This is a genomic window from Kitasatospora sp. NPDC088346 (assembly GCF_044740765.1).
GTDB lineage: Bacteria > Actinomycetota > Actinomycetes > Streptomycetales > Streptomycetaceae > Kitasatospora.
This window is the reverse complement of record NZ_JBIURH010000001.1, coordinates 335,941-353,581: the sequence shown is the minus strand read 5'-3', so window position 1 is coordinate 353,581 and position 17,641 is coordinate 335,941. Positions and strand designations below refer to the sequence as shown.

Here is a 17,641-nt window from a genome sequence, read left to right as displayed (position 1 = left end):
ACGAGCGTACGTTCTGCAACACGTTCCAGGAACAGGGCGCTTGCGGCGCGGACGGCGGTTCACCTGCCGCCCGCGGCGCGGAAACCGGTTCTCCTCCCGCCCGCGACCCTGGCATGATCACCGGCCATGCCCACGCTCGCCCGTCCCGAGACCTGCCCCGACTGCACCGCACCCCTGGACGGCGATCCGGGCTTCCCCGTCTGGTGCCCGGGCTGCGAGTGGAACCTGCTGGTGGAACCGGCCGCCGCGCCCGGCCGGCTCACCCCGCGCGAGCAGCGGCGGGCGGCCCGGGCCGAACGCCGCACGGCCGAGCGCGAGCGGGCCGTCCGGGCCCGCTCCGAGCTGGTGTACGAGCAGGTCGCCGGCGGCTCCCCGGCGCACCGCGACCCGGCCGTCCGGCTCGCGGTCGCCCTGGCCGGCCTGGTGCACCTGACGACCCTCCTGGTGCTGGCCGGCTCGGTCGCGCTGCTGGTCGGCGACGCGTGGCCGCTGCGCGTCCTGGGTGCGGTCGGACTGCTGATCGCCTTCGTCCTGCGGCCCCGCCCGGGCCGGCCGGGCGAGAACGACCGGCCGGTGGGACGCGCCGAGGCCCCCGCGCTGTACGCGCTGGCCGACCGGGTCGCCGCCGCGGTGGGTGCCCCGCCGGTGGACGTCATCGTGCTGAGCGACGAGTTCAACGCCTCCTTCGGCCGGACGGGGCTGCGCAACCGCGGCGTCCTGACGATCGGACTGACCCTGTGGACGGTGTTCACCCCGGCGCAGCGGGTGGCGATGCTGGCCCACGAGTTCGGCCACGCCGTCAACGGCGACCACCGGCGCGGACGCTGGCTGGGCTTCGCGCTCAGGGCCCTGCACGAGTGGTACCGGCTGACCGTGCCCGAGCGGCTGACCGCCTCCGGGGACCACTACGTGCTGATCCTCGCCGGTCACCTCCAGCGGCTGGTGATGCTGCTCGTCAACGGCGCGGTGGCGGGCCTGCTGACGGCCCTGGACCGGCTCACCGTCAGGTCCGGGCAGGCCGCCGAGTACCGCGCCGACGCGCTGGCCGCGGCGGTCGCCGGCACCGCGGCCGCCCAGTCGATGCTGGAGTCCCTGCTGCTCGGCACCACCGTCGAGTCGGTCCTGATGCGCCGGCGCAACCGGCTCGTCCGAGCCCGCCGGGACGACCGGGCCGACGCCGCCGAGCTGCGGGCCGACCTGGTCGAGCGGGTCGCCGCCGTCCCCGCGGTGGAGCGCGAACGCCGGCTGCGGCTGTCCGCCCGGACGCTCGGCTCGGTCGATCAGACGCACCCCCCGACCCATCTGCGGGTCCGGCTGGTGGGGCAGCGCCCGCAGGTCACCGAGCCGCTGGTCGTCCTCACGGACGAACAGGGCGCGGCGATCGAGGCCGAACTGGCGCCGCACTGGGAGCGGATGAGCCGCGAACTGCTGCGCGGCTGACGCTCAGCCGCCCGCGGCGAGCAGGTCGCAGTCCTGGAAGTTCATGCAGCCGCAGGCCAGGCAGGCGGCGACGGCGTCCCGCAGTTCCTGGGTGCGACGGATGAACAGGTCGAGTTCCGGGAGCTTGCGTTCGGCCAGCGCCCGCCACTGCCGGGTGGCGCCGCGTCCGGGGTCGTCCGCCAACAGGTCGCCGATCTCGGCCAGTGTGAAGCCGGCCCGCTGGGCCATCCTGATCAGCGCCACCCGGCGCAACGCGGTGGCCGGCCAGACCCGGCGGCCACCCTCGCGGCGGGCCCCCGGGAGCAGACCGAGGCTCTCGTAGTAGCGCAGCGCCGAGGCCCGTACCCCGGCCTGTCGGGCCAACTCGCCGATGCCCAGCTGTCGCACGGCACTCCTCGCTCGTCGCGGGTTGACTTCACGCGCGCTTGAACCGCTTGCCTGTCCCCATGATCTCAGCCCTGCTCCCCCGGCTGGTGCCGCGGGGATACCGCCCCGCCCTCGCCGACCGCCGGTTCCGGCGCCTGCTGCCCGCGCTCGCCGCCTCCGACCTCGGGGACGGGATGAGCACGGTGGCGGTGGCCTGGCTCGCCGTCGAACTGGCCCCGCCGGGCGGAGCCGGCCCGCTGATCGCGGCGGCGCTGGTCGCGTACGTCCTGCCGGGGGCGCTCGGCGGGGTGCTGCTGGGCCGCCGGTTGCAGCCGATGCCCCCGCAGCGGCTGATGCGGGCGGACGCGCTGCTGCGCGCGGTGCTGCTGGGGTGTGTGCCGCTCGGTCAGGTGCTGGGGCTGCTGGACCCGGTGGTGTTCGTCGTGCTGCTGGCCGGCTCCTCGCTGCTGCACGCCTGGGGCGGCGGCGCGCGGTACGCGCTGGTCGCCCGGCTGGTGCCGGCCGAACACCGGCTGGCCGCCAACGCGCTGCTCAGCACGGGTGCCTGGGTGTCCACGGTGATCGGGCCGGCGGTCGCCGGGCTGCTGGCCGGGCCGCTCGGGCCGGCCGGGATCATCGGGCTGGACGCGCTCTCCTTCGGGCTGCTGGCGCTGCGGGCCGGACGCACCGAGGTGCCGCCGCAGGCCCCCGCGCCGGACGGCACCCGGCTGCGGGACGGGCTGCGGGTGCTGCGGGCCCGCCCGGAGCTGCTCGGGCTGACGGCGGTCACCTGGCTGTTCAACCTCTGCTACGGCCCGGTGGAGGTCGCGCTGCCGCTGTTCGTCGCCGAGGAACTGCGGGCCGGGGCCGGCCTGCTGGGCGCGTACTGGGCGGTGTTCGGGCTGGGCGCGGCGGCCGGGGCGGTCACCGCCGGGGCGCTGCGGCGGCTGCCGCTGCGGCCGGTGCTGCTGGCCATCGTCGCCGGCCACGGCGCGGCCATGCTGGCGTTCGGGCCGCACGGTCCGGCGGTCCTGTCGCTGGCCGGCTTCGCCGTGGGCGGGGTGGTCTACGGCCCGTACAGCGCGCTGCTCTCCCACCTGTTCCAGGAGCGCACCCCGCAGGCGTGGCTGACCACGGTGCTGGCGCTGCGCGGCACGGTGCTGCTGACCGCCGCGCCGGCCGGGGCGGCGCTGGGCGGGGTGCTGGCCGGGCCGCTGTCGCCGCGGCAGGTCCTGGTGGGCACCGGGCTGGCGATGCTCGCGGTGGCCGCCGTCGCCGGACCGCTCCTGCTCCGCCGGGGCCCGTCCGCCACCGGTTCCCCGGCGCGCCACCCGGGAGCGGGGCCGCTGCCTACCATCGAGTAGGGTCCAGCCACCGACCCCGGGACCAGCATCGCGAGCAGGGAGCACCACCATGACCGACCTCCTGGCGGCCCACGCCGAGCCGGCACCCGAGGTGCTGGCGGCCTTCGAGGCGGCGACCGGGTTCATGCCGGTGGACGAGGGCCTGGCACTGTACGCGGCCGCGGTGGCCGCCGCCGGGAGCACCGGCCTGCCGCTGCTGGAGATCGGCACGTACTGCGGGCGCTCGGCGATCCTGCTGGCCGACGCCGCCCGCCGGACCGGGACGGTGGCGCTGACGGTCGACCACCACCGGGGCTCGGAGGAGCAGCAGCCCGGCTGGGAGTACCACGACCCGACGCTGGTCGACCCCGAGGTCGGTCTGATGGACACCCTGCCGGTCTTCCGCCGGACCCTGCACCGGGCCGGTCTGGAGGAGCACGTGATCGCGCTGGTCGGCCGCTCGCCGCAGCTGGCCGCGGTCTGGGGCGGCCGGCTCTCGCTGGTCTTCATCGACGGCGGGCACACCGACGAGCACGCCACCGGCGACTACCTGGGCTGGACCCCGCACCTGGCCCCCGAAGGCCTGCTGGTCGTCCACGACGTCTTCCCCGACCCGGCCGACGGCGGCCAGGCCCCCTACCGGGTCTACCTGCGCGCACTCGCCGAGGGCTTCGAGGAGGTCTCGGTCACCGGCTCCCTGCGGGTACTGCGCCGAACCGGACGCTGAGGCCGCGGACTGCGCCGGGTTCCTGCGCGGACGATCAGTGATGCTCTAACGTCGAGCCACACGGCCCGCCCCTCGGGGTACCGTCGTGGCTCGGTGCGGCATCGGCCGGTAGCGTGTCGGCGACAGCCGGGGGGCCGGACGAGCCGGGCCCGCCGCCGGGCACCGGGCCGTACGGGCGGACGGACAGGGTGACAGTCGGCGGGGGCGAGGGCAGGGACATGACGGATCAGGAGAACACTCCGCCGGCGGTCTGGGATCCGACCGCACGCGGAGGCGCGGGCGGCTGGGTACGTCGCAAGGCGGGGCCGGCCGCCGCGGCACCGGGCGCGCCAGACCCTGCGCGGCCGCCGTACCCGGCGCCGCCCCAGCCGCCCCAGCAGGCCGCCCAGGGCTTCCCGCCCGCGGCCTTCCCGCCCGCCGGTGCGCCGTTCGACGGCGCCCCGTTCGCGGGTGCCCCGTTCGACGGCGACCAGCAGCCGACCACCCTGCTGCCGCCGGTGCCCGCCGGGCCCGACGGGCCGCCGCTGTTCCGCTCCCCGGCGCCGCCGAGCGGACCGCCCGCAGGACCGCACGCAGGACCTCACCCGGGAACTCAGGCCGGACCGCACGCCGGACCGCCGCCGGGCTTCCCCGCCCAGACCGGGCAGCCCTTCCCGCCGCACGCCGGCGGCTTCCCGGGCACCGGGCCCGCGGCGCCGGGCCCGTTCCCGGCCTTCGGGCATCCCGATCAGCCCGGCCCGCCGCCGTACCCGCCGCCGGCCGGCGACTACCCGGGTCCGGAGGAGGACGCGCCGCGGCGGCGCCGCACCCCGATGGCCGTCGCGCTCGGCGTGGCGCTGCTCCTGACGATCGGGATCGGGGTGACCTGGGCCGTCCGCAACACCGGCACCGACTCCGCCGACGGATCCGGGGCCACCCCGGCCGGGAGCGCCGCCCAGCAGCCCCCGCCGCAGTCCGGCGCCCCGTCCGCGCCCGCCGCCGGGACGCCGTCCGCCGGTTCCCCGTCCGCCTCGAACCCGGCCGGCGCGGGCAGCGCCGGACCGAACGCGGCGGCCCAGGCGAAGGGCCTGGACGCCCTGCTCGCCCAGGCCGAGAACGCCCGCTCGGGCATCGGCAGCTCGGTGGCCAAGGTCCGCAGCTGCCCGGCCAGGGCGGATGTCGACAGCGCCGTGGCGGTCTTCGACAGCGGCGCCCAGCAGCGCGACCAGCTGATCGCCGCACTGGCCAAGCTGGAGCTGGGCGACGTGCCGGGCGGCGCGGACCTCGCCCGGACGCTGAGCACCGCCTGGCAGCAGTCGGGGGACATCGACCGGGCGTACGCCGCGTGGGGGCGCACCGTCAGCGGCCAGGGGTGCGTGAACGGCACGGCACCCAGCACGGCAGACTACAAACGGGCCGGCGAGCTGAACCCGCAGGCCACCCAGTCGAAGAACGACTTCGCCACCCGGTGGAAGCCGATCGCCGAGGCCTACGGCCTGACCCCTCGCACCGCGGACAGGATCTGAACCACTCGTGACCCGCCCCACCAGCTCTTCCCCGTCACCGGAACCGTCCGCCGAGCCACCCGGCGAGGTGCCGGCCGGTCGCCCGCGCCGCCGAGCCCTCCTGCTCGGATGCGCCGCGGTGCCGATCTGTCTGGGAGGTTGGTTCGGCTGGCAGGCGCTGGCCGACAGCGGCCCCGGCACGCCGGGTGCGTCGGCCGCCCCGGCGGGCGAGGGACACGCGGCCGACCAGGCCGGGCTGCCGACCGGCCCGTCCGGACCGGCGTCCCCCGGCTCGCCGTCGCCGGACACCGCGTCCACCGCCGCCGGCACCACCCCGGCCGCGCCCGGCACCGCCTCCGGCGCGCCCCCGGCCGGCGCCGGGAAGCCGCTGGCCGGCCGTACCGTGCTGCTCGACGCGGGCCACAACACCGGCAACGCGCAGCACACCGGTGAGATCAACCGCCAGGTGGACATCGGCAACGCCCGCAAGGAGTGCGACACCACCGGCACCTCCACCAACAGCGGGTACAGCGAGGCCGAGTACACCCTGGACGTCTCCCGGCGGGCCCGGCAGCTGCTGCAGGACCTCGGGGCCCGGGTGGTGTTCACGCAGGACGGTGACCGCCCGTGGGGGCCGTGCATCGACGAGCGGGCCGCGATCGGCAACGAGGCGAAGGCGGACGTCGCGCTCTCGGTGCACGGGGACGGCGCGCCCGCCTCGGTGAGCGGCTTCCACGTGATCATGCCGGGCAAGGTCACCGCGGGGAAGGCCGACACCTCGGCCATCGTGGAGCCCTCGCACCGCTTCGGGGTGCTGCTGCGCGACCACTTCAAGGCGACGACCGGCGAACCGTACGCCGACTACATCGGCAAGCAGGGCCTGGACACCCGGACCGACCTGGGCGGTCTCAACCTCTCCCGGATCCCGAAGGTCTTCATCGAGTGCGGCAACATGCGCAACGCCGGCGACGCCGGCCGGATGGCCGACCCGCAGTGGCGCCAGCAGGCCGCGCAGGCCATCACCGACGCCCTGACCGCCTATCTCACGACCGGCTGAGAACCCGGCCGATTTTGCAACGACTGCGCCGCATTCCGGAGGGTGCTGTGCACGTCGCAAGTGCTTGGCCCTAGGCTTTTACCCCGATCGGGTAGACCGGCCCGTCCGGTCGGCCGAGTACAACCCGCCGTCCACGACACACCAACGAGGGGAACGTTAGTGAATCTGCGCGCTCTCACCAGGGGAGACGCCGCCGTCGCAGGTGCGGCCGTCCTGCTCTTCGTCTTCTCCTTCCTCCCCTTCTACGAGGCCAACACCTCGGTGGGCGGGCCGGACTGCGGATCGGACTGCTCCTACAACGTCTGGCACGGCGGCTTCCTGACCATCCTGGCCACGCTGTTCTTCACCGGTGTCGCCGGCGCCGCGCTGATCCTGCTGGCCCGCTTCCAGGGCGAGGCCGCGGAGAGCCGGCTGGTCGCCGGCCTGAAGCTGCGCCAGTGGGGCGTCGCGCTCGCGGTGTTCGCCGCCTGGTCCGGCCTGTGGTCGGTGTTCGCCAACGGCGGCGGGTACTTCGCGGCCACCGCGAAGGCCGGCCGGATCGACCCGGCCGACCTGGTCGACCACTCCTTCGGCTCCTGGCTGTCGGTGCTCGCCGTGCTGGTCCTGGCCGCCGCCGCGGTGGCCACCCCGCTGGTGCCGGCGCTCCAGGCGCCGCTGCTCGCCGACAAGCCCGCCGTCCCCCAGCAGCAGGGCTACGCCCCGTACGCGCCCGGCCAGCCGGGGCAGCCCGGCCAGCCCGGTCAGTTCGCCGCGCAGGTCGGCCAGCCCGGCCAGCCGGGCCAGTACGGCTACCCGGGCGGCCCGGCCGGCCAGGGCGACCTCGCTGCCCAGCCCGTCGGGTACGAGGCCGCGCCGCCGGCCGGCGGCTACGGTTACCCGGCCGCCCAGCAGCCGCAGGACCAGATGCAGGCCGCCGCGCCCGCCCCGGCCCCGGCCGCCGCCGCGGCGCCGTTCACCCCGTTCTGGTTCGCCGTCCCGGCCGTCCGGCCGCTGGCGCCCCGCGACAACCCGGCCGGCCCGTCGGTCGGCGACCTCGTCCCGGGCACCTGGTACCTCGCGGTCGAGCAGCGCGGCAACGCCCTGGTCGCCCAGCTCCAGGACGGCACCCACGGTCTGCTCTCCGACACCACGGGCATCCAGCGCGGCTGACGGCTCCCGAGCACGGCGAAGGGGCGGCCCCGGTTCACCCGGGACCGCCCCTTCGCCGTCGGCGCCGCCGGTCAGGCCGTGCAGCAGTCGTTGACCACCAGGCCGCTGGGCAGTTGGTCGCCGCCGAAGACGGCGACGGTGGCGTGGTCACCGCCGAGGGCGGCGACGGCCAGCAGGAGGGCGCCGGCCGTCCAGGTGGTGCGCTCCTCGGGCCAGATGGCGTCGTCCTCGAAGACGTAGCCGGTCCAGTACGAGCCGTCGGTGTGCCGCAGGTGCTGGATCCAGCGGAGGATCTCCACGGCCCGGTCGGACTGGCCGCAGGCCCACAGGGCGAGGGCGAGTTCGGCGCTCTCGCCGCCGGTGACCCAGGGGCGGTCGCTGACGCACCGTGCGCCGAGGCCCGGCACGACGAAGCGGTCCCAGTCCCGGGCGATCCGCTCGGCGGCGGCGGGGCCGCGCAGGGCGGTGCCGAGCACGGGGTAGTACCAGTCCATCGAGTAGCGGTCCTTGTCGAGGAACCGCTCGGGGTGGTGGGCGATCGCGTGGCGCAGCCGGCCGGCGGCCAACTCCCAGTCGGGTTGGGGCTCTTCGAGGTAGTCGGCGATGGCCAGGCCGCACCGCAGGGCGTGCAGGATGCTGGACGAGCCGGTGAGCAGCGCCTCCTGGGGGGCGGTGCCGTCCTCGTCGAGGCGCCAGGCGATCGGGCCGTCCGGCAGCCGCAGGCCGACGGTGAAGTCCAGGGCGCGGCGGACGGTGGGCCACAGCCGTTCCAGGAAGGCGTCGTCGCCGGTGCTGAGGTGGTGGTGCCAGGCGCCGACCGCGACGTAGGCGCAGAAGTTGGTCTCCTTGGAGGCGTTGGTCACCTCGCCCTCGGTGTAGCCGGCGTACCAGGAGCCGTCCGCGTTCTGGTGGTCGGCGAGCCAGCGGTAGGCGGCCTCGGCGGCGGCGTGCTCGCCGGCGGTGTCGAGGGCCATCGCGGCCTCGGTGTGGTCCCACGGGTCGAGGTGGCCGCCGCGGAACCAGGGGATGGCGCCGTCGGGCAGCTGGTCGGCGAGGATGGAGCGGACGGTGGCGGCGGCCTGCTCGGCGTCCAGCACGCCGTCCAGCAGCAGCACCTCCGGGACGGCGGCGGTCACGCGTCGCCCGCCCGGTGCGGCTTGGAGGCGTAGACCACGAAGCTCTTGCCGATGACCGGGTTGAGCGCCTTCTCGGCGGCCTTGGTGAGGGTGCTGATCACCGGGGTGCCGACGATGTCCCAGACCAGCAGCTGGTGGTAGGCCTTGACCGGCAGCGCCTTGTCGTTGTTGACGCCGACCGCGCACTTGATCCACCAGTACGGGGAGTGCAGCGCGTGCGCGTGGTGGCTGCCGTACGGCGTGAGGCCAGCCTCGCGGACCCGCTCCACCAGCTCGTCGCCCTTGTAGATGCGGATGTGGCCGCCCTCGACCTCGTGGTACTCGTCGGAGAGCGCCCAGCAGATCTTCTCCGGCAGCCAGCGCGGCACGGTGACGGCGAGCAGGCCGCCGGGCTTGAGCACCCGGACCATCTCGGCGAGCACGCCCTTGTCGTCCGGGATGTGCTCCATCACCTCGGAGATGATGACCTTGTCGAAGGAGTCGTCCTCGAACGGGAGGGCCAGCGCGTCGCCCTCCATGGCGACCGCGGAGGCGCCGGCCGGGGCCTCGCCCGCGAGCTCCATGGCCGCGAACCACTTGCGGACCTCGGCGATCTCCTCGCTGTTCTGGTCCAGGGCGACCACGTTCGCGCCGCGCCGGTAGGCCTCGAACGCGTGCCGGCCTCCGCCGCAGCCCAGATCGAGCACCCGGTCGCCCGGGGCGATCGGAAATCGGGAGAAATCGACGGTCAGCACTGCGGGGCTCCCATTCGTTGGTGCTGTACTGCTGAGGGTTGAGGGTACGTCCGGGCGGCGAACGGTCAGACGTAGCGCCAGCCGGCCCCGGCGCGGGCCCGCCGGCCGACCCCGGTGGCGAGGGCCGCGCGGTACCGCTCGACGGTCAGTTCGGCCGCCCGCTCCCAGCTGAAGCCGGCCAGCACCCGGGCCCGGCCGGCCGCCCCCAGGCGGGCCCGCAGCGCGGGGTCGTCCAGCAGCCGGCCGAGGGCGTCGGCGAGCGCCCCGGCGTCGCCCGGGGGGACGGCCAGGCAGGTCTCGCCGTCCGGGCCGGCCACCTCGGGGATGGCGCCGCCGGTGGTCGCGACCAGCGGGGTGGCGGTGGCCATCGCCTCGGCGGCGGGCAGCGAGAAGCCCTCGTACAGCGACGGCACGCAGGCCACCTCGGCGGAGCGGTACAGGTCGACCAGCTCCTGGTCGGTGAGGCCGGTGCGGAACTCGATGTGGCGCTCCAGGCCGAACCGCCGGACGGCGTCGGCGACCGGGCCGTCCTCGGCCCGCCGCTTGCCGACCACCACCAGGTGCGCGTCGCGCTCGGTGCGGATCTTGGCCAGCGCCTCGACCAGGTACACCAGGCCCTTGAGCGGGACGTCGGCGCTGGAGGTGGTGACGATGCGCCCGGGCACCACCGGGACAGCGTCGGAGGGCGACCACAACCGGGTGTCGGCGCCGATCGGGACCACCGAGATCGTGCCGGGGGCGGCGCCGAGGTGTTCGGCGATCTCGGCCTTGGAGCTGGCGGAGACGGTGATGATGTGGTCCAGCCGGGCGGCGACCCGGCGCTGCATCCGGGTGAAGCCGTACCAGCGGCGCAGGGACAGCCGGCGCAGCCGGGTGGGGGCCGCGTCCAGCTCCAACTGCCGGTCCACGGTGACCGGGTGGTGCACGGTGGTGATCAGCGGGAAGCCGTGCCGGGCCAGGCCCAGCAGGCCGTAGCCGAGCGTCTGGTTGTCGTGCACCACGTCGTAGCGGCCCTTGTGCCGGGCCAGGTAGCCGCGGGCCCGCAGCGAGAAGGTGAGCGGTTCGGGGAAGCCGCCGGTGCGCATCCCGGCGACCTCCAGCACGTCGACGGCGCCGCGGTACTCGGCCAGCGCCGGGGTGCGGAACGGGTCGTCGGAGCGGTACAGGTCGAGGCTGGGCAGCTCCACCAGCCGGACCGTGCCGGGACCCTCGACCTCGTCCAGCACCGGGTAGGGCTGGGCGCCGATGACGTCCACGTGGTGGCCGAGGCGGGCGAGTTCGCGGGAGAGGTGCCGGACGTACACGCCCTGGCCCCCGCAGAACGGGTCGCCGCGGTAGGACAGCAGGGCGATCCGCAGCGGTCGCGGCAGCGCGGTCATCCTGGCCCCTTATCCCTACTCACCGCAGCGGGCACGGCCGGTAAAGTAGATCACGTTTCATGGTGGTGTGGAGCTCGCTGTTGGGCGGGTGAACAACGAGAGACCTCGAAGATACCGGCCCGTAGCTTCCCGTTCTGAGCCAGGGCGGGTGATTCACGCCACGCTGACACCCCACATCGGAACCAGGCGCCCGGGGGCCCCCTTGACCACCACCACCGCGGCCCACGGACGGCTGTCACCGCGCCAGGCCGAGCGGCGCCGCGGCATCCTGCGGGCCTCCACCGCGCTGGCCGCCCGGGGCGGGTACGAGGCGGTGCAGATGCGCGACGTCGCCGAGGGCGCGCAGGTCGCGCTCGGCACCCTCTACCGCTACTTCCCCTCCAAGGTGCACCTGCTGGTCGCGGTGATGCAGGAGCAGCTGGGGCAGCTGCACGAGCAGGTCGGGCGGCGGCCGCCGGCCGGCGCGGACCCGGCGGCCCGGGTCGCCGAGGCGCTGACCACCGCCTTCCACGCGCTCCAGCGCGAGCCCAGGCTGGCCGAGGCGATGGTGCGGGCGCTGTCCTTCGCGGACCGCTCGGTGAGCCACGAGGTGGACGAGGTGTCCCGGCTGACCTCGGCGATCGTACTGGCGGCCGCCGCGCTGCCCGGGCCGCCGACCGCCGACCAGCAGGCGGCGCTGCGGGTGATCGGGCACACCTGGCACGCCACCCTGCTGGCGTGGCTGTCCGGCCGGGCCTCGCTGGGCGAGGTGCGGGCCGACCTGCACACGGCCGCCCGGCTGCTCACCGCCGGCTGACGGCCCGCCGGCCGACCGCGGCCCGGGGCGGCCCGGGGCGGTCCCGGCTGAGCCGGCGTCCGGTGACCCTCCGTCCGGCGGGCCGGTGCGAGCCGCCTCGGCTTCGGGCGCCCCGGTGCGCGGCGCGGACGCCACGGCCGCACCGGTCGGGGAAGCGGCTGATCAGGCGGCTAGAGTCAGGGGCGACAACTCCATCCGCCTCGCCGCGGGGCCACCGGTGGACCTCCGGCCCGGCCCGTGGCCGTGCGCCCCCGGCCGGGACGCCGGACCGTCCGGAGCGGGGCGAGCGGCCGGCGAGGCACCCGCTCCGGCTCCGCCGGGGTCCACGGGCGGCCCGCCGCGGGTCGCCGCCACGCTCTCCTCCGAAAGGCACCACCCCACCATGCTGACCGCTGCCCGCCCGGTCGCCGCCGTGGCCGGCCTGCTGCTGGCCGGCGTCACCGCGACGCCCGCCCTGGCCGACACCCCGTCCGCCTCGCCCGCCCCGGTGGCCGTGCCCGCCGGGCTGTACGGCAAGGGCGACCCGACCTACGACGGCGTCTGGCGCCAGTCGCTGGCGCTGCTCGCGCTGGCCTCGAACAAGGTCGTGCCGGCCGACTCGGCGGTCGGCTGGCTGACCGGCCAGCAGTGCGCGGACGGCGGCTGGCCCTCGTTCCGGGCCGACACCGCCGCCGCCTGCGACCCGGCGACCGAGGACAGCAACGCCACCGCCGTCGCCGTGCAGGCGCTGGTGCAGCTGGGCAACCACCAGGACGCCGTCGGCAAGGGCGTCCAGTGGCTGAAGGGCAACCAGAACGCGGACGGCACGTGGTCCTACAACCCGGGCGCTCCGGGTGACGCCAACTCGACCGGGCTGGCCGTCAACGCCCTGGTCGCCGCGGGCAGCGACCCGGCGACCACCGCCGCGTCCGGCAAGAGCGCCTACGACGGCCTGGCCACGTTCCAGCTCGGCTGCGCGGCCCCCACCGACCAGCGTGGCGCGTTCGCCTACCAACCCGCGCCGGACGGCTCGCTCGCCCCCAACACGCTGGCCTCCGCGCAGGCCGCGCTCGCCGCCGCGGGCGGCCGCCTGCCGGTCCCCGCCGGCTCCGGCACCGGCCCGGCCCCCAAGCCGCCGGCCTGCCCGGACGGCTCGACCGCGGCCACCGTGCCGCACGCCGACGCCGCCGCGGCCGCCTCCGCGTACCTGGCCGCGCAGCTGGCCACGAACGGGCAGCACCTGGTGCAGAACACGCCCGGCGCGACCCCCGGCCCCGACTACAACGCCACCTCCTGGTCGGTGCTCGGCCTGGTCCGGGCCGGCTACCCGGAGCAGGCGGCCCCGGCCGCCCAGTGGCTGACGGACAACGGCTACGGCTGGGCCGCCGAGGGCAAGAACGGCACCGACGCCGCCGCGGCCGCGACCCTGCTGCTGATGTCCGGCGCGGCCAAGCTCGACCCGTACAGCTTCGGCGGGCACAACCTGGTCCAGCTGCTGATCGACGCGGGCCCGGCCCCGGCGTCCGTGCCGAGCGCCACCAAGGCGCCCGCCGCGGACGTCGCCCCCAGCGACTCCGGCATCTCGACCGGCTGGCTGATCGGCGTCGGCCTGCTGATCGGCATCGGCGGCGGTCTGCTGCTCAGCCTCAGCCGCCGGCGCGGCGCCCGCGCGCTGGGCCCGCACCACCCGCCGGTGCAGCGGCCGGGCGAGCGGCCGACCGAGGACAAGGGCGAGCAGTCCGAGTGACCCGCGCCCCGCGCGGGACGGCGGCGGTGCGCACCGCCGCCGTCCTGGCGCTGCTGACCGCCGTCCTGCTGGGCGCCGTCACCACCCCCGCCCAGGCCGCCGGCTACCGGTACTGGTCGTTCTGGACGTGGTCGGCCGGCACCTGGGCGTACCAGCAGCAGGGCCCGACCACCTACCTCCCGCCGGACGGCAGCGTCGACGGATGGCGGTTCGCCGACAGCCCGGACGGCGGTCGCGAGGCCGCCCGGCCCGGTGCGGCGGGCGACTTCGCGGCGATCTGCGGGACCACCGCGGCCCAGGCCGGGCGCAAGCGGGTCGGCGTGGTGCTGGACTTCGGCACCACCGCCGACGCCCCGCCCGGCGCACTCGCAGGCGGGCAGAACCCGCCGGCGCCGCGCACCGCCTGCGCCTCGGTGGCGCCCGGTGCCAGCTCCGCCGAGGTGCTGGCCGCCGTCGCACCGCCGCTGCGCTACGACTCCTCCGGCATGCTCTGCGCCATCGCGGGCTACCCGCGGGCGGGCTGCGGCGAGCCGGTGAGCGGCCCGTCCGGGTCGTCCGGTGACGGCGGCCCGTCCGTCGGCCTGCTCGCGGGCGCCGCGCTGGTCCTGCTGCTCGGCGCGGGCGCCGTCTGGCAGGCCCGCCGCCGACGCCACTGACCACCAGGACCTCAGCTCGTGCCCCGTACCGCGAAATCAGGAACACGTTCCACCATCGGCCCCCGGCTGCTGCACCCCGGCGCCTGGTGGCTCTGGGCGCTCGGCCTGGCCGCCGCCGCGTCCCGCACCACCAATCCGCTGCTGCTCCTGCTGATCGTCGGCGTCGCCGGGTACGTGGTGGCGGCCCGGCGCGGCGACGCGCCGTGGTCCCGCTCGTACGGGGCCTTCCTGAAGCTGGGCCTGCTGGTGCTCGCCGTCCGGATGGTCTTCGCCGTGCTGCTCGGCTCGCCCGTCCCCGGCAGCCACGTGCTCTTCACGCTGCCCCAACTGCCGCTGCCCGACTGGGCGCGGGGGGTGCGGATCGGCGGGCCGGTCACCCTGGAGGGCCTGCTCTTCGCCTTCTACGACGGACTGAAACTGGCCACCCTGCTGATCTGCGTCGGCGCGGCCAACGCCCTCGCCTCACCGTCCCGTCTGCTGCGCGGCCTCCCGGGGGCGCTGTACGAGGCGGGGGTGGCCGTGGTGGTGGCGATGACCTTCGCCCCGAACCTGGTCGCCGACGTGCAGCGGTTGCGCTCGGCCCGCCGGCTGCGCGGCCGCACCGACCGGGGGGTGCGGGCCGTGCTGAGCGTCGGACTCCCGGTGCTGGAGGGCGCGTTGGAACGGTCGGTGGCTCTGGCCGCCGCGATGGACACCCGTGGGTTCGGCCGGACCGCCGACGTGCCGCGCCGGGTGTCGCGGGCCACCGCGGCGCTCACCCTGCTCGGCCTGCTCGGGGTCTGCTCCGCCTGCTACGGCCTGCTCGCCCCCGGCGGCGCGCTCTGGGCGTTCCCGGTGCTGCTGCTGGGGCTGGCGCTGACCGGCGCGGGCCTGCTGCTGGGCAGCCGCCGGGCGGTGCGCACCCGCTACCGGCCGGATCCGTGGGCGGTGCCCGAGTGGCTGGTCACCGGCTCCGGGGTGGCGGTCGGCGCACTGACCGTCTGGTTCTCCGGCCGCTACCCGGACGCCTTCACGCCGTCCGTGGTGCCGCCCGAAGTCCCGGCCCTTCCCGTGCTGCCGGCCGCCGCCCTGCTGATCGGCCTGATGCCCGCCCTCGTCGCCCCCGAACCGCCCCGGAGCACCCCGTGATCACCTTCGACCAGGTCGGCGTCCGGTACGCCGAGGCCGCCGGACCCGCCCTGAGCGGGGTGGACCTGACCGTCCCCGAGGGCGAACTGTGCCTGCTGGTCGGCCCGTCCGGCTCCGGCAAGTCCACCCTGCTGGGCACCGTCAGCGGGCTCGTCCCGCACTTCACCGGCGGCGAGCTGACCGGCCGGGTCACCGTGGACGGCCGGGACACCCGCACCCACCGGCCGCGCGAACTCGCCGACCTGGTCGGCACGGTGGGACAGGACCCGCTCGCCCACTTCGTCACCGACACGGTCGAGGACGAGCTCGCCTACGGCATGGAGTCCCTCGGCCTGGCCCCCGAGGTGATGCGCCGCCGGGTCGAGGAGACCCTCGACCTGCTCGGGCTCGCCGAGCTGCGCGGGCGCGCCCTGCGCTCGCTCTCCGGCGGCCAGCAGCAGCGGGTGGCGATCGGCTCGGTGCTCACCGTCCACCCCAAGGTGCTGGTGCTGGACGAGCCCACCTCCGCACTCGACCCGGGTGCGGCCGAGGAGGTGCTCGCCGTCCTCCAGCGGCTGGTGCACGACCTCGGCACCACCGTGCTGATGGCCGAACACCGGCTGGAACGCGTGGTCCAGTACGCCGACCGGGTCCTGCTGCTGCCCGGCCGGGGCCTGGCCCCGGTCCTCGGTGAACCGGCCGAGGTGATGGCACACTCCCCCGTCCACCCGCCGGTGGTGACCCTCGGCCGGGCGGCCGGCTGGTCACCGCTGCCGCTGTCGGTCCGCGACGCCCGCCGCAGGGCCGGGCCGCTGCGGACCAGGCTGGCCGGTCGCACCCCGGCGCCCGCCGCCCCCGCCGGCGGCGCCCCGGTCGCGGAGGTGGCCGGCCTCGCGGTGCGGCGCGGGCCGGTGACGGCGCTGCGCGGAGTCGACCTGGCGCTGCGCCCCGGCGAGATCACCGCCCTGATGGGACGCAACGGCGCCGGGAAGTCCACCCTGCTGGGCGCCCTGGTCGGCCTGCACCGGCCGGGCTCCGGCACGGTCCGGGTCGGCGGCCTGGAACCGCACCGGACCAGCCCGAAGGAACTGGTGCGCCAGGTCGGCCTGGTCCCGCAGGACCCGCGCGACCTGCTGTTCGGTGAGAGCGTCGACGCCGAGTGCGCCGCCGCCGACCGGGACGCCGGCGCCGAGCCGGGCAGCTGCCGCGCCCTGGTCGCCCGGCTGCTCCCCGACATCGAGGACGGCCTGCACCCGCGCGACCTCTCCGAAGGCCAGCGGCTGACCCTGGCGCTGGCCGTGGTGCTGACCGCCGGGCCGCCCGTGGTCCTGCTGGACGAGCCCACCCGCGGCCTGGACTACGCGGCCAAGGGCCGGTTGGTCGAGGTGGTCCGCGAGCTCGCCGGGGCCGGCCACGCGGTGCTGCTCGCCACCCACGACGTCGAGCTGGCGGCCGAGTTGGCCCACCGGACGGTGGTGCTGGCGGAGGGCGAGAAGGTCGCGGACGGGCCGACCGCGGAGGTGGTGATCTCCTCGCCGGCCTTCGCGCCGCAGGTCGCCAAGATCCTGGCGCTGCCGGGATTCCTGACGGTCGGCCAGGTCATCGCGGCACTGGCGGAGGAGGGGGCATGAGCGCACCGGAGCCCTCCCGCCCCGAACCCTCCCGCCCCGAACCCGCGCGTCCCAGGACGGCCCGCCCCGAGCTCGGGCGCCCGGTACCGCTCGGCCGGCGGTCGCTGGCCGTCCTCGGTCTGGTCTCGGCGGTCGGCGTGGTCGGCTTCGGCTGGCCGCTGCTGGCCGCCACCGACTCCGCTCTGGTCGGCCACTCCACCGACGCCCCCTGGCTGTTCGCCCTGCTCATGCCGCTGCTGCTGGGCGTCGTCGTGGCGCAGATCTCCGAGGGGCGCGAGGCCGGCGGAGGCCCCGGACTGGAGGCGAAGGCGGTGGCCCTGCTCGGCGTCCTGGCCGCCGCGGGGGCGGCGCTGCGCCCGCTGGGCGCCGGTACCGCGGGCCTGGAGCCGATGTTCTTCCTGATGGTGCTGGGCGGGCGGGCGCTCGGCCCCGGATTCGGCTTCGTCCTCGGCGCCGTGACGCTGTTCGCCTCGGCGCTGCTCACCGGCGGCGTCGGGCCGTGGCTGCCGTTCCAGATGCTGGCGATGGGCTGGGTCAGCCTCGGGGCGGGCCTGCTGCCCGGCCCGGCCACCCTGCGCGGACGCGCCGAACTGACCATGCTGGCCTGCTACGGGGCGATCTCGGCGGTGGCCTACGGAACGGTGATGAACCTCCAGGGCTGGCCCTACATCAGCGGCCTGAGCAGCTCGGTCTCCTTCGTCGCCGGCGACCCGGTGAGCGAGAACCTGGTCCGCTTCGCGGTGTACTGCCTGACCACCTCGCTCGGCTGGGACCTGCCGCGCGCCGCGCTCACCGCCGTGCTCTGCCTCACCGTCGGCGGCCCGGTGCTGCGGGCGCTGCGCCGGGCGACCCGGCGGGCGGCGTTCGCGGCGCCGGTCACCTTCCGCGACCACTGACGGCGACCGCCGAC

The 17,641-nt window shown here is 76.3% G+C and carries 16 protein-coding genes; 12 read left to right on the top strand and 4 right to left on the bottom strand.

Features of this window, described 5'->3' with window-relative positions:
• Window positions 1–126 precede the first annotated feature (126 nt).
• On the top strand, window positions 127–1,440 hold the full coding sequence (locus ACIOFR_RS01590) for a M48 family metallopeptidase (protein ID WP_400991604.1): 1,314 nt from the start codon (window positions 127–129) through the stop codon (window positions 1,438–1,440).
• A gap of 3 nt (window positions 1,441–1,443) precedes the next feature.
• Here the strand turns inward: ACIOFR_RS01590 and ACIOFR_RS01585 are convergent, their stop codons facing one another.
• Window positions 1,444–1,827 carry a MerR family transcriptional regulator gene (locus ACIOFR_RS01585; protein ID WP_400991603.1) on the bottom strand — a complete coding sequence of 128 codons (384 nt, stop codon included), beginning with the start codon at window positions 1,825–1,827 and terminating at the stop codon, window positions 1,444–1,446.
• Window positions 1,828–1,886: 59 nt separating this feature from the next.
• Here ACIOFR_RS01585 and ACIOFR_RS01580 point away from each other — a divergent pair, with 59 nt between their 5' ends.
• From ACIOFR_RS01580 to ACIOFR_RS01560, 5 genes are all read left to right on the top strand, one after another.
• The gene (locus ACIOFR_RS01580; RefSeq protein WP_400991602.1) at window positions 1,887–3,170 is read left to right on the top strand and encodes an MFS transporter; all 1,284 of its coding nucleotides are present in this window, start codon (window positions 1,887–1,889) and stop codon (window positions 3,168–3,170) included.
• Window positions 3,171–3,219: 49 nt separating this feature from the next.
• Window positions 3,220–3,876, top strand: a complete 657-nt coding sequence (locus ACIOFR_RS01575; protein WP_400991601.1) for a class I SAM-dependent methyltransferase — start codon at window positions 3,220–3,222, stop codon at window positions 3,874–3,876.
• Window positions 3,877–4,094: 218 nt separating this feature from the next.
• Complete coding sequence (locus ACIOFR_RS01570) at window positions 4,095–5,381, top strand: hypothetical protein (RefSeq protein WP_400991600.1); 1,287 nt, start codon at window positions 4,095–4,097, stop codon at window positions 5,379–5,381.
• Window positions 5,382–5,499: 118 nt separating this feature from the next.
• Window positions 5,500–6,417 carry an N-acetylmuramoyl-L-alanine amidase gene (locus ACIOFR_RS01565; RefSeq protein WP_400991599.1) on the top strand — a complete coding sequence of 306 codons (918 nt, stop codon included), beginning with the start codon at window positions 5,500–5,502 and terminating at the stop codon, window positions 6,415–6,417.
• Window positions 6,418–6,576: 159 nt separating this feature from the next.
• Window positions 6,577–7,566 carry a hypothetical protein gene (locus ACIOFR_RS01560; protein WP_400991598.1) on the top strand — a complete coding sequence of 330 codons (990 nt, stop codon included), beginning with the start codon at window positions 6,577–6,579 and terminating at the stop codon, window positions 7,564–7,566.
• Between the two features lie 71 nt (window positions 7,567–7,637).
• Here the strand turns inward: ACIOFR_RS01560 and ACIOFR_RS01555 are convergent, their stop codons facing one another.
• The 3 genes from ACIOFR_RS01555 to ACIOFR_RS01545 all read right to left on the bottom strand — a co-directional run bounded on the left by ACIOFR_RS01555 (window position 7,638) and on the right by ACIOFR_RS01545 (window position 10,815).
• Entirely contained in the window at window positions 7,638–8,702 is a 1,065-nt protein-coding gene (locus ACIOFR_RS01555) for a prenyltransferase (RefSeq protein ID WP_400991597.1), read from the bottom strand.
• Window positions 8,699–9,436, bottom strand: a complete 738-nt coding sequence (locus ACIOFR_RS01550; protein ID WP_400991596.1) for a class I SAM-dependent methyltransferase — start codon at window positions 9,434–9,436, stop codon at window positions 8,699–8,701. Before ACIOFR_RS01550 ends, ACIOFR_RS01555 begins: the two co-directional genes overlap by 4 nt.
• A gap of 65 nt (window positions 9,437–9,501) precedes the next feature.
• Window positions 9,502–10,815 carry a glycosyltransferase family 4 protein gene (locus ACIOFR_RS01545; protein WP_400991595.1) on the bottom strand — a complete coding sequence of 438 codons (1,314 nt, stop codon included), beginning with the start codon at window positions 10,813–10,815 and terminating at the stop codon, window positions 9,502–9,504.
• Between the two features lie 202 nt (window positions 10,816–11,017).
• Here ACIOFR_RS01545 and ACIOFR_RS01540 point away from each other — a divergent pair, with 202 nt between their 5' ends.
• From ACIOFR_RS01540 to ACIOFR_RS01515, 6 genes are all read left to right on the top strand, one after another.
• Window positions 11,018–11,611, top strand: a complete 594-nt coding sequence (locus ACIOFR_RS01540) for a TetR family transcriptional regulator (RefSeq protein WP_400991594.1) — start codon at window positions 11,018–11,020, stop codon at window positions 11,609–11,611.
• Window positions 11,612–11,993: 382 nt separating this feature from the next.
• The gene (locus ACIOFR_RS01535) at window positions 11,994–13,337 is read left to right on the top strand and encodes a prenyltransferase/squalene oxidase repeat-containing protein (RefSeq protein WP_400991593.1); all 1,344 of its coding nucleotides are present in this window, start codon (window positions 11,994–11,996) and stop codon (window positions 13,335–13,337) included.
• Window positions 13,334–13,993, top strand: a complete 660-nt coding sequence (locus tag ACIOFR_RS01530; RefSeq protein ID WP_400991592.1) for an SCO2322 family protein — start codon at window positions 13,334–13,336, stop codon at window positions 13,991–13,993. The genes ACIOFR_RS01535 and ACIOFR_RS01530 overlap by 4 nt, the downstream gene beginning before the upstream one ends.
• Before the next feature lie 18 nt (window positions 13,994–14,011).
• A complete protein-coding gene (locus tag ACIOFR_RS01525) occupies window positions 14,012–15,121 on the top strand; it encodes an energy-coupling factor transporter transmembrane component T (protein WP_400991591.1) in 1,110 nt (369 codons plus the stop codon).
• Window positions 15,118–16,731: an ABC transporter ATP-binding protein gene (locus tag ACIOFR_RS01520; RefSeq protein WP_400991590.1), complete on the top strand. Its 1,614-nt coding sequence runs from the start codon at window positions 15,118–15,120 to the stop codon at window positions 16,729–16,731. The genes ACIOFR_RS01525 and ACIOFR_RS01520 overlap by 4 nt, the downstream gene beginning before the upstream one ends.
• A complete protein-coding gene (locus tag ACIOFR_RS01515; RefSeq protein WP_400991589.1) occupies window positions 16,728–17,627 on the top strand; it encodes an ECF transporter S component in 900 nt (299 codons plus the stop codon). Before ACIOFR_RS01520 ends, ACIOFR_RS01515 begins: the two co-directional genes overlap by 4 nt.
• The last annotated feature ends 14 nt before the right edge of the window (window positions 17,628–17,641 follow it).